At 39.2% G+C, this 12,938-nt stretch carries 7 protein-coding genes; 5 read left to right on the top strand and 2 right to left on the bottom strand.

The genetic code is table 11. The annotated features are described in order from the left end of the window. The first annotated feature begins 43 nt into the window (after positions 1–43). Both CXF81_RS01930 and glmS read left to right on the top strand, forming a co-directional pair. Positions 44–814: a DeoR/GlpR family DNA-binding transcription regulator gene (locus CXF81_RS01930; protein WP_101179596.1), complete on the top strand. Its 771-nt coding sequence runs from the start codon at positions 44–46 to the stop codon at positions 812–814. Positions 815–918: 104 nt separating this feature from the next. Continuing rightward, a complete protein-coding gene (gene glmS / locus CXF81_RS01935; protein WP_101179598.1) occupies positions 919–2,751 on the top strand; it encodes a glutamine--fructose-6-phosphate transaminase (isomerizing) in 1,833 nt (610 codons plus the stop codon). A gap of 329 nt (positions 2,752–3,080) precedes the next feature. Here glmS and CXF81_RS01940 read toward each other — a convergent pair whose 3' ends face one another. Continuing rightward, positions 3,081–3,923: an SDR family NAD(P)-dependent oxidoreductase gene (locus CXF81_RS01940; RefSeq protein WP_157825473.1), complete on the bottom strand. Its 843-nt coding sequence runs from the start codon at positions 3,921–3,923 to the stop codon at positions 3,081–3,083. A 127-nt stretch (positions 3,924–4,050) separates the two neighbouring features. On the opposite strand from CXF81_RS01940, the gene CXF81_RS01945 reads away from it, so the two are divergent. From CXF81_RS01945 to CXF81_RS01955, 3 genes are all read left to right on the top strand, one after another. Beyond that, positions 4,051–4,935 (top strand): LysR family transcriptional regulator, encoded by an 885-nt coding sequence (locus CXF81_RS01945; protein WP_101179602.1) that lies wholly within the window; start codon positions 4,051–4,053, stop codon positions 4,933–4,935. Between the two features lie 581 nt (positions 4,936–5,516). Further along, on the top strand, positions 5,517–7,271 hold the full coding sequence (locus tag CXF81_RS01950; RefSeq protein WP_157825474.1) for a serine hydrolase: 1,755 nt from the start codon (positions 5,517–5,519) through the stop codon (positions 7,269–7,271). Positions 7,272–7,961: 690 nt separating this feature from the next. After that, positions 7,962–10,283 carry a methyl-accepting chemotaxis protein gene (locus CXF81_RS01955; RefSeq protein WP_101179606.1) on the top strand — a complete coding sequence of 774 codons (2,322 nt, stop codon included), beginning with the start codon at positions 7,962–7,964 and terminating at the stop codon, positions 10,281–10,283. Between the two features lie 1,542 nt (positions 10,284–11,825). Here CXF81_RS01955 and CXF81_RS01960 read toward each other — a convergent pair. After that, positions 11,826–12,398 (bottom strand): MYXO-CTERM sorting domain-containing protein, encoded by a 573-nt coding sequence (locus CXF81_RS01960; RefSeq protein ID WP_101179608.1) that lies wholly within the window; start codon positions 12,396–12,398, stop codon positions 11,826–11,828. Between the last annotated feature and the right edge of the window lie 540 nt (positions 12,399–12,938).

The raw sequence follows: 12,938 nt of genomic DNA on the forward strand, positions 1-12,938 counted from the left end.
TTTCATATAATAAGTTTCGATTTGAAATTTAAGGCTTTCGATTTTGCAAAAGCGCAACACCCAGCAACGCCGTCGTGGGATCATTGAAACATTGAATGAACGCGGTGAAGTCGCTGTAGATGAGTTATCTAAGGTATTTTTAACCTCAGAAGTGACTATTCGTAAAGATCTTGCCGAACTTGAAAATAATGGATTGTTATTAAGGCGGTTTGGCGGCGCGGTTCTGCTTCCTAAAGACGCTTCTGAACTTTCATCTGAAAAGCTTTCGAGTCGAAAGTTAGCCATTTCAAAATTAGCCGCAACACTTATTCAAGATCACAATCGTATTATTATTGATGGTGGCAGCACGACGTCTGCACTATTGCCACATTTACCCAAAAAGCTGGGTTTAGTGGTTATGACCAACTCATTGCAAGTTGCTAATACCCTATTAGAGGGCGAAAATGAGCCTCAGGTATTGATGACAGGCGGTACTTGGGATGCTCAATCGCATTCGTTTCAAGGCCAAATGGCAGAAAACATGTTGAGAGCCTATAATTTTGACCAAGCATTTTTAGGTGCTGCGGGCCTCGATATCGAGCGTGGGTCAACCACATTCAATGAATTAACGTCCCTCAGTCGGACAATGGCAGAAGTGTCAAAACAAGTTATTGTAATGGCTGAGTCGGAGAAACTAGAAAGAAAAATACCCAATGTGGAATTGCCATGGTCGCAAATATCTATTTTGGTTACCGATGATGGCCTCGATGAAGACGCCAAGCAAAAAATTGAAAAACGAGGCGTAACAGTAATGTGTGCGACTTGTATTCGCTAAACTATTTTATTAAAACGCAGTAATTCTTATAACTACCTTGTATGCCTTTATAGGCACTTGAAGCGTAATTTAAGAGGAACGCAAAGACAGATTAGGATACCAATATGTGTGGAATTGTAGGCGCAATAGCCGAACGTAACGTTGTACAAATTTTATTAGAAGGTTTGCGCAGACTTGAATACCGAGGTTATGATTCAGCCGGTGTCGCCTTACTCGATGGTGCCGGTAATTTAAATCGCGAGCGTCAAGTAGGCAAGGTAAAGGCGTTAAGCGACGCGATTGCTGAAAACCCAATTAAGGGCGCTACGGGTATTGCGCATACGCGTTGGGCAACTCATGGTGGCGTAAATCAAAAGAATGCTCACCCGCATCTTTCCAATGATAGAATTGCCGTTGTACACAACGGCATTATTGAAAATTACGAAGCTTTAAGACGTGATCTACAAGCAAAAGGGTATGTTTTTGGCTCTGACACGGACACCGAAACGATTGCGCACACGGTTCATGAAGAAGTGAAAAAAGGCAAAGACTTATTACTTGCTGTGCAGGACTCTGTGAAACAATTTCATGGTGCTTACGGCACAGTGATTATGGATAAAGAAGATTCAAACCGCGTGATCGTTGCTCGTTCAGGTAGCCCATTAGTCATTGGTTTGGGGATCGGCGAGAATTTCATCGCATCTGACCAAATGGCGCTGTTACCAGTAACCCGTCGCTTTATTTTCTTAGAAGAGGGTGATGTAGCCGAAATTACTCGTACTTCAGTGACTATATATGCTCAGAATGGCGAAAAAATAGAGCGCGAAATTTTTGATTCTGAATTAGAACACGATGCTGGTGACAAAGGTGGGTATCGCCACTACATGCTCAAAGAAATCCATGAACAACCCACAGTAGTTCGCAATACCTTGCAAGATCGCTTAGGTGAAAACGACCTGGTTGAAGGTATCTTTGGTGCTGGCTCTGAGGACATCCTAAAAGGCATTAAACACGTCCAAATTATTGCTTGTGGTACCAGTTACCACTCAGGTATGACGGCGCGTTATTGGTTAGAGCAATACGCAAATGTGTCATGTAATGTTGAAATAGCATCAGAGTTCAGATATCGCAAATCAGTGGTGCATCCAAACAGCTTATTAGTGACCATTTCGCAATCAGGTGAAACCGCGGACACGCTAGCAGCTCTTCGTTTAGGCAAAGAACAGGGTTATATGTCTAGTTTGGCTATTTGTAACGTACCTGGCTCGTCGCTTGTGCGCGAATCTGATATGTCATTTATGACATTAGCGGGTGCTGAAATAGGCGTTGCTTCAACCAAAGCCTTTACCACGCAGTTAACCGGTTTCTTAATGTTGACACTTGCTCTGGGTAAATATAACGGCATGCTAGCAGTGGACAAAAAATCGATCATAGATGGTTTACACAGCTTACCAAGCAAACTAGAAGAAACACTGACATTGACCGATAGCATTGAGCTATTAGCGGAAGAGTTTGCCGATAAGCAACACAGTTTATTTTTGGGTCGGGGGGATCAGTACCCTATCGCGATGGAAGGTGCACTGAAGCTTAAAGAGATTTCTTATATTCATGCCGAAGCCTATGCATCGGGCGAACTGAAACATGGCCCATTGGCACTCATTGATGATGAAATGCCGGTCATTGTTGTTGCACCGAATAACGAATTACTTGAGAAACTCAAATCGAATGTTGAAGAAGTAAGAGCTCGCGGCGGCATCATGTATGTATTCGCTGATAAGAACGCTAACTTTGCGAGTGACGAAACTATGCGTGTTATTAATGTACCGCATTGTGAGTCGCCAATTGCTCCGATTGTTTATACCTTGCCACTGCAGTTATTATCATATTATGTTGCTGTAATTAAGGGAACTGATGTTGATCAACCAAGGAATTTGGCTAAGTCGGTTACTGTGGAGTAGGAATTGTAGGCTCTACAGTATTTGTGTAGAGCGACAATAATGTATCATCCTCGACAATATAGTTTCATACTTTACAATTAATAATAATACTAACAAGCTCTGAAATTTTTGGTTGAGTAGTGACGTGAATACGGCATGAGCAGACGTGCGCCATTCAAATTTATACGGGAGGAATGTGCCATAACCGGCCGTTGGTTTTCAAATAAATCGACGTCTCTGACCTTGTCCTGACCCTATCGATTCCTAAAATATAAAAGCAGTTAACTGACAATTATCCATTGATTTTAATAACTCGTTCCCACGCAAATGTAGGACGAGCTATTGCCATATTAAGAATATTCAAACCCGCTTAAATCAGTACTATTTTTCCAAAGCATGTTTGCTAGTGAAGTATCGCGAGTTGATCCCTTGGTTTTCTGAATAGACTTATCTTTATAATAAGATCCTGTAGAAGTGCTAACACTGTCAGACTCACATAAGTAAACGCCTGTTTCAGCACCTTTATCTGGCGTGCGCGCCACAAATCGTCTTACCAAGGAATAGAAAGGCGACAACCAAACCGGTAGCGCTTTTTTCAGCATTGGTGTATCAACTATACCAGGGTCAAAACAGTTTACGGTAATACCAGTGCCCGCCAATTTTTCAGCCAAACTTTGAGTAAATAACACACTATAAAATTTGCTATTACAATAAGCTTGCTCACCGTTAAAATTTTCCTTCAGCTGGAGATCATTACGATCTATCTTGGCGTCTTCATACCTAAAAGATGCGGTATTTATGATTCGACCCTGCTTTGATTTAGATAACAAAGGCAATAAGCGCCCTGTTAGCAAAAATGGGGCTACTTGATTAACTGCAAATGTTGATTCAATACCGTCTGAACTGGTATCAAACGTATTAGACCCCCACCAGCCTGCGTTATTGACAAGAACATCGATGCTGTCGGTTAATTGCTGTATCTGATCAGCTGCCGCATGAATTGATGAAATAGACAGTAAATCACATTCTATAAAATGTATTTGATTGCTTAAAGGCTTTAATTTTAGCATCGCCTCAAACTTACTTTTATTGCGGGCTAACACAAAAAATTCTATATCTTGCTGTTTATCTAGCTGATATAGCCATTGTTGGCCAAAACCCGATGTTACCCCTGTCATTACTATCCGTTTCATCGTCATCTCTCCCATCTAGTTAGCCATTAAAGCGATTTCCAATGACTTGAGTTATAACAATAAGTCAATTATCCTCTAAACTAAATATCAATAAACTCAAAACACTATTAACTAAAAGGAAACATAAGTGACTAGTTTTAGTGAATACCGCACATTTTGTAAGATTGTCGAGCTTAATAGTGTTACTGAGGCCGCCAATGCCTTACATAAGTCACCCTCAGCCGTTAGCAAGCAACTGAGCAAGTTAGAATCTAGTCTGTCGGTACAATTATTCGATCGATCCACAAAAACCATCACGATTACCGCCCTAGGTGAAAAGTTTTATCACCAATGCAAAGCAATTCTACAGTCGGTTAGTGATGCTGAGCAGGTGCTTAAGGACGACACTACGGCAGCAAGTGGGAAGTTAGTTCTATCTTTTCCTGAAGTGCTATTAAGAACTCCATTAATAAAACTCATTACAGAATTTAGCGGGCTATACCGTGATATTCATTTTGAACTTAGAGTATCCAATACACTGGACAATATTATTGAGGAAGGGATTGATTTTGCATTTCGGATCGGAAAAATTGAAAACTCTCGTCTTACTGCCAATACACTATTCCCAGCACACCTAGTCTGTGTCGCGTCTCCCGAATATCTAAATGAATTTACTACCCCTACTTCTTTCTCGGATGTCATTGACCAGCATAAAATGCTACTGCCAACCTATGTGAATATAAGGGAGAAGATAAATCAATTATTGAATCACACGGAAGCCATTTCACTTCAAGACGCTCATTTAATGAATAGCGAAACCGCAATCTTTGATGCGGTAATGCAGGGTATGGGAGTGGCAGCTCTACTAGATATTTCAATACAACCACAGATAGACAGCGGAGAGCTGATCCATTTATTTCCAGAACTCACATTCCCTCGGCAAGATGTATGTATGCTTTATCATAATAGGGATTATATGCCCAAAAAGATGCGATTATTTAAACAATACATAAAGCAGGAATACCTGCTTTAAATAACGTACCAGCTTCTATCTGTAAGTTATGATACTACAGCTGCTGCATCTTTTATAAAACGCCTCAATGAACATAACTCAAACCAGCACCAGCAAAAGTTGATATTGGTATAAGCGGTTTTAAATCTGAGGGGGCTGAGACGCTTATTTACACAGGTAGCAACACTCGTCAAGGTCGCCTTTTGAACACAGGAGACATCAGGGAAATTATTCTGGAGGGCAGTGATCGTCACATTTGAGACACTCAGATTTGCTCAATTAAGGTTGGTAATGTTTCAAAACGAACATACAACACCAGCTATCTCTTGCATAAAAGCAGTAGTGTCAATGTAGCTATCTAATCATTTATGGGAGGCTTGTTGAGTTTTCGGTATCCACCAAGCTAATGCTTTTTTTTTCTTTTAACTACCTTCCCCATGAATATCTAATTTATTTTATATAAATTCAAGGCTTTCGAATATTAGACACATTTTCTCAATATTTGAGATATATTAGTCATAGTAAAACTCATACTCTATCGATAGGTTATTATCTTTACGAGATTAATGATAAGAAATTCTCTATTCAAAGAAGGAATTGAAATGAAGACAGTTTTACAAAGTACAAAAAATATAATCTTATTATGTTCACTAATAATTGGATTTCAGGTCAGCGCTGAAAAGATCACAGAGGTTGAAAACCTTGTTAAGGATAAAGTCTTAACTGAAAGCCTTGAGATGGGTGATACTCATGTCTATAACTTAAAATTGGATGCTGGTCAGTATGTCTTTGGTGATGCTGTTCAAATAACTGTAGATTTGAAGGTTTCTATTTATAAACCTGATGGTGAACAATTAGTATCGTTTGATGGACCCGCTCGAGGTAGTGAAACATTTCAGTTCAATAGTACGGATGCAGGTATCTATCAGATAAAGATTACTCCATTCCAAGAGGAAGAAGGCGATTATTCAATTAAAATCATTCGAATTGAAGCCATTGCAAAAACACCTGCTGGTAAAGTTGATCAGCTGATGTCAGCCTATACTGATAAAACACCCGGTGTTGTTATTGGTGTTGTTAGGGATGGAAAACTTGATTTTGTCCGCAGCTATGGATTAGCAAATATCGAATATGATATTCCCAATACTCGAACTACACCATTTCATATGGCTTCAGTGTCAAAACAATTCACTGCCTTTGCTATTGTTATGCTCGCTCAAGATGGAAAACTTTCCCTCGATGAGGAAATCCACAAATATTTACCTGAGCTTCCAAAATTTGAACATAAAGTAACTGTTCGTCACTTACTTAATCATACTAGCGGAATAAGGGATCACTGGACTCTATGGCAAATGAGTGGTGGACGAATGGATGATGTAATACGCCAAGAAGATTTATTACGGCTATTACATAGACAACAGGAATTAAATTTTAAACCTGGTAAGCAATATATGTATAGTAATTCTGGTTATCTATTATTATCTGAAATCGTCAGCTCAGTAAGTGGAGAAAAATTTGGAGATTGGATGCAGAAAAATGTCTTCAAACCTCTCAATATGAACTCAACACAAATTTACGATGATCATGAACGTATTGTTAAAAATAGAGCTTATTCTTATCACTATTCTAACGCAGGCATAGCCAAATCAGTGCTTAGTTATGCTAATTCTGGAGCAACAAGTTTATTTTCAACTGTGGAAGATTTAGCTCTTTGGTTGAATAACTTTAAAACTGGTAAAATTGGAGGCATTAAAACGATAGAAGAATTACAGGTTCAAGGTATGCTCAATAATGGTGAAACAATTCGCTATGCATTAGGCATTGGAGTTGATGAAGAAAATGGGTTAAGAAAACTATCTCATGGTGGTGCAGATGCTGGGTACAGATCTTATCTAAGTTATTACCCTGAAATTGATTCTGGAATAATTCTACTTTCGAACATCGCGACGTTTTCTGGTGGACTTATTAGTCAAGATATAGCAACAGCATTTTTTAGTGAAAAAATGACCTTTGAGTCACAAGAAGGACAAGCTACAATGCAAGAAAATTCAACTCAAAGTAATGAAAAAGCTGAAAAATGGATCCCCAATCTCAATGAGCTTAAACTTTATGAAGGTCGTTATTATAGTAAAGAATTGGATACATTTTATACGGTTTACCTAGATGATGAAAAATTATTACTTAAACATACAAGGCATGGTGATATCTCACTAACAGAAAAGGATAAAGATTATTTTCAATCTTCTGTTGGATTCATGCATAGATTATATTTTAGTCGTTCTGAAAAGGGTGATATCAATCAGTTTAGAGTATCAAATGGGCGAGTTCGAAACTTAGTCTTTAACAAGATGGATTAATCCTATCAATTCAGTGATGATAGTTGCACTTTACATAATGATATATTCAATTTCTCACAATAATTTGAAATCATCAAAGTATAAGCCATGTAAATATTAGAAATTGAAACATCCTGTGATGATGCCTGTATTGCCATTTATGATGAGTAAGGCATCATGCCTAATGTCTGTTAATCGCTCTAAGCCGCCCGTTGATCGATTTTTACGACAGTCTCCTAACGTCCCATTTCCGCCATTTCCGCCATTCCGCATAGAGAGCATCTTAATGTTTGCAACTAGACATTGGAGTTTGAAACAGACACTAACATTATGAAACCGCTTTCAAATGGTTTTGCTTAATGAGGTGAATTGCTATGTTTGACACCTCGCCATTTGTACATGTAATCAAGGCTCGCGTAGTTATTAATGTCGAGCTCGCCAATTTATCACTTAGTATTAGCCTAGTTAGACGATTATTTGCTCAATAATTTGTGCTATCTGCCGATACACAGTTAACAAAAAAAATGTGTTGCATATTAACTAAATAAAACAATGACTTGGTGATTAAGCCAAACCATTTTTAACGGATAGCAAGTAGCTATTGCTAAAGTCTACGACGGCAGCATGTTAGGGAGGACATCTATTAGTACTCGTAAGTAATAAAGGCTTTTGAGTACTAGAATCTAATAAAATAACAATTGGAATATATTAATGTCTCTGAAGTTTCGCTTTTTAGCTACGATCCTTTCACTCGTAATTAGTTCGCTGTTAATACTCTCTATTTCAACCATGGTTGTGTCGTCTAATGTGTCTGAAAAAGCACTAACTCAAGCAGCCAAAGAAAAACTAACGTCCCAAGCAGCGAATACAAAGCAGGCCATTGAAACCTACTTTACCGTGCTTGAGTCACAAGTGTCTATCATGTCACAAGAGCAAGAGGTCATAAATAAGGCCACACAATTTACGCAAGCATTCAACACCTACCTACTTCAACGTAATGAAATCAGCGCCATACAAAAGAGCAATATCAAAGAATATTACACAGAAGAATTTGCCCGCTTGTTTACCCAGCGTAATAGTAAATCTTTGGACGATGAAAGCGCCTTATTTAACACACTATCAAATACCACGTTGGCGATGCAGTATGATTTTATTTCTGCCTCATCATTTGCCATTGGTGAAAAAGATCGATTGACTCAGTTAGGTAATGATAGTGACTACGCACAATTGCATTCTGAGTTTCATCCAGGTGTTCGCCGCTTTTTGCAGGAGTACGGATATTACGACATATTTGTCGTTGATTCGGCAACCGGTAACGTCGTTTATAGTGTGTTTAAAGAGTTGGATTTTGCGACAAATTTAAAGTCAGGACCGTATTCGAACTCAGGACTAGGCAAAGCATTTAAAGGCGCATTAATGATAAATGAAGCGGGAAAAATCTTTAATAGCAAGATTGAACCCTACTTGCCGTCTTACAATGCAATGGCTGGATTTTTGTCTACACCGATATTTGAAAATGGAAAGAAAGTTGCTATTCTAATATTTCAAATTCCCCTCAACAAAATTAATAATGTACTCACTAGGGATAGCGATTGGATTCAACAAGGGTATGGCCTCTCTGGCGAAACATACCTAGTGAATACGGACGGCACCTTATTGACCGAAAGTCGTTTTTTCATTGAAGACAAAGACGCTTATTTGAATATGATTGCAAAGACGATGCCGAAGGTTGCCAATACCATTAAGGTCACTGATACTTCCGTAGGCTATCAGCCAGTTGACTCTTTTGCAGCAAATGAAGCTTTGCAGGGGAATAACGGTTTTGAAACCATCATTGATTATCGAGGTGTTGAAGTATTTTCCACATATATGCCGGTTAAGTTTGGCGCAAACAAGTTTGCATTACTGGCTGAAATTGATGTCGAGGAAGCGCTCAACGCGGCAACGAAAATACAAGAATCCGTTTTGGAGTCGGCCATTATTGTTCTAATTCTAGTGATTATAATTTCCAGTATTGCTGGTTATATAATCACTAAAAAAACCATTCAACCGTTAGAGAGAGTGGGCAGAATGTGTGAAGATTTAACCACAGGGAACGGTGACTTAACTTTTCGGCTGAAAAAATCTGGTATCTCCGAGATCGATAAGTTACTGATGTCCTTTAACGTATTTATTGAACAAGTGCATGAGATTATTAGCAATATCAAAAACGATAGCATATCTCTTTCCTCTGCCGCCGAGGAACTGTCAGCCATTACTGAGCAAAGCCGAACAACGGCTAGAGAACAAAGAGATCAAACGCATTCTGTCGCCGCCGCTGTAGAAGAGCTGTCAAGCTCCATTGCAGAAATCGCGCGCACGGTTGTGATTAACCGTGAACATAGTGAATCAGCCAGATCAAGTCTTGAAGATAATTTGAGTAAAACAGATGTCGCTGCGCAAAATATTCGTGATTTAGTTACCTTGATCAAAAAATCCAGTAGTGTTATTCAGTCATTGCAGACAGAAGTTAATCAAGTAACTAATTTCTTAGGCGTTATTACCAGTATTGCTGACCAAACTAATTTACTTGCGTTAAATGCGGCAATCGAAGCAGCGAGAGCAGGTGAAGCAGGACGAGGTTTCTCTGTGGTCGCAGATGAAGTAAGAACGCTAGCTACGCGCTCTCAGGAAAATACCGAAGAAATTTCGAAAATTGTTAAACGCATGACAGCATCATCAGATAACAGTGTGAAATCGATGGAAGTGGCTGTTAAAGCTGCCGACAAAGGTATCGATTTGGTCGATACCGTAGCAGCTGCAATGGCTGATTTAGCCTTAGCCCTTGAGGAATCACAGGCGCTTGCTGATACCGTGTCTGTGGCTACCGAAGAACAAACAGCCGTATCTAATTCTGTGAGTGAGAGCGTTCATAATATAAGTCAAATGGCACATGAAGTTGAAATTGGGGCTAAGCAAAGTAGCGAAGCAGCCAGCGAGTTAGCCAAAATAGCGTCGCGTTCAAATGAAATGGTCAGCCGATTCAAAGTGTAAGTTTCAGGGGAAATTCGAGCGACTTGAATAACTAATGATAAAGGACATAATGGAGTAGCCAATTGGCTATTCCATTAATGCATTAACTGCGGCAACCTAGTTTGGGCTAAGGTCTTCAACTGTATAGCAACGCAATACTTTAAAGTAAATATTTTCTTTTTCGCATAAACTACTACCTTTATACAGTAACAGTAGTTTATCAAGTGAGTGTTTATAGGCGCCGTTTCTGCTATCCAAAAAATTTCTAACTTTACCTATAAAATCAGACAATAAATGCCCGCATATTAATGTTTCAAACTAAACATTGGAGCTTGAAACTCACACCAACATTGTGAAACCAGTAATTCAATTAAAAGCACTGACGGTGACTTTCTTTCATTCCGGCTAGTTAGCCTAACCGTAAGTTCTAAGTGCCAAACCTTAATAAACTGGCACAACTTTGAAATCAAGCTCTAAATCTTTGTCGTTGAGGTGAATGAGTAAGCTGGCTGTTAGTACTGAAATCTAGATAGTCAGATGCAAAGCGCCTTGCCTCAGAATATCGATTGTTAAAGCATCAAGGTGTTTCTACTTTGTCATGCGCCAAAGTCAAAGTCTCTTTGGATAATAAAATCATCAAAGACAGTTATTTGTTCTGCAGCTTCAAATGGTGGCGCTCTTGCGCTATTGCCACCTCTAAGAGCTTCGCCCAACGAGCAGCACGCCAATGACTGCACTATTCAACGCGACTTCAACTTTAGGGCATAGACGACAAGTCATACACTATAATAAGAAATATAGTGTTTCATGGAAGGGTGACCCGCATTCAACTCTCGAAGTTTCCGTACTAATGGTCTATGAGCATCATAAATTGAAAACTGTCATTTCGACAATAACTACCAAAACCTCCTCTTAGTAAACATCACGCCACACAGTATTCCTGCCATTGAAGACTGGTACTAGAATGATGTTTTGCCGTCACTCGATGCCCATTGTGCGAAGTATGATTACCTATTAGGCCAGTGCGTGGCACGTGAAAACAACTTACTAGTCGCTGCAGAGCCGGCTAATTACCATCAACCGAGCCTGAAATATGGGCGATAGTACGTTATTAACCTCGTGATAGACGGGATTACTGATATAAAGCGGACGGTCAGTACTTTTTGTGGAATTGCTGGTTTGTGCTATGAGTTCAATCGGTCGATGCAACGCTATAGCTCAATAAAGTGGAGGCGTTGTCATGAAACAGAGAAAAAGAATTTATTATAATGCACAGCAGGGGGGCGAGATAAGGTCCAGTTAACTCTTGAACCTTTAGAGTCGAGCTGATTAGAAAAAGATTACGTATTGGCCAGCTTAGCTATTTTAGAAAAATTTAGCCTGAGGACGTTAGCGGAGACTTTGGTTGGTTTTACGTTATGTCTTCAATGCATTTTCATCGAAGATTATTAATTGCGAGTTCAGAAAAATATAAGTGAATCCGAGAGCTAAGGACGATGAGTGCAAAAAAAAAGCTTATCGTTAAACAAGCTTTTGTTACCCTTTCTGGTTTGCAGCAGGAGATTATGCTTTTATTTTTCTACGTGCAAGCAATCCACCTAGTCCAAGCATCATCATTACTAGAGCACCAGGAGCAGAAACATCTTGAGTTATTTTGAAACTATTGCCACCACTGTTCCTGCCCTCGGCCCAATACAACTCCATCGTATTCACACCACCAAAGAACTCGAATGAAATCTTGATAACATCACTGTTATTCCAATTGAGTTTCCACCAAATATCAGAGCTATCGTCAAATACTTTACTACCGACTACAAAAATTTCAGCACCCTTACCAGCATCTAAGCCAGCGAAAAAATCAAATGGGCCTTTTTCAGTATAGTCGAACGTAGCAACCAATTTATATAATGTGTTGTTGTTCTGTCTGCCTTTGAAATACAAACCTGGCAAAGCATTCAGCCCTGTGTACTCATCTTCGGGAGTAGCAGAAGTCGCAGAAGTATCCCAGTAAGTTTTCAAATCTAGCTCACTGAAGTTACTAGCTATATCGAGGCTTTGAATGTTAATTACCACTGCATTAGCGCTAAACGAGGCCGCAAAGAACAAACCCAATAAAAGACCTAATTTATTTCTCATCATAACTCCAGTAAATTTGATATTAAAGATATTAGCTGTATTAGCTATATAGACTCGTTAAGCAAACGCTATGCCAAAAAATAAAAGCTATTTATATCAACAGCTTGTGGGCAATTGAATTAAATCATATTTTTAGTTGTAAAAAAACCTGACATCTTTGACGTTAACTATTCGTCAACCTCAACTAATATTGAAATGGTATTCTGAAGCGAATGTATTAGAATTAGCGATCATAAAAGCTCAATAGGACCGTCTTACGGGGACGCTTCAACAACGACCCCTAACGCTCAGCATTTGCTCTTGCCGTCACAATATCCCAACTCTATCAAAAACACGATGTTCCGGTTGCTCGCACTTAGAACTAGACATACCGCATTATTTTAGCAAATTGCAATTAACTCATTAATCTCAATACCACAATAGTGGCAGTTCTTTTATTGTACCCTATATCGGTTAAAGGCCACCGTTACTTGATATCCTTTACAGTTTAGGCAACCATAACCTAGAATTTGAAAAACTAGGTTTACACCCGATAGCATT

The sequence above is a fragment of the Glaciecola sp. 33A genome (assembly GCF_002836745.1).
Classification (GTDB): domain Bacteria; phylum Pseudomonadota; class Gammaproteobacteria; order Enterobacterales; family Alteromonadaceae; genus Glaciecola.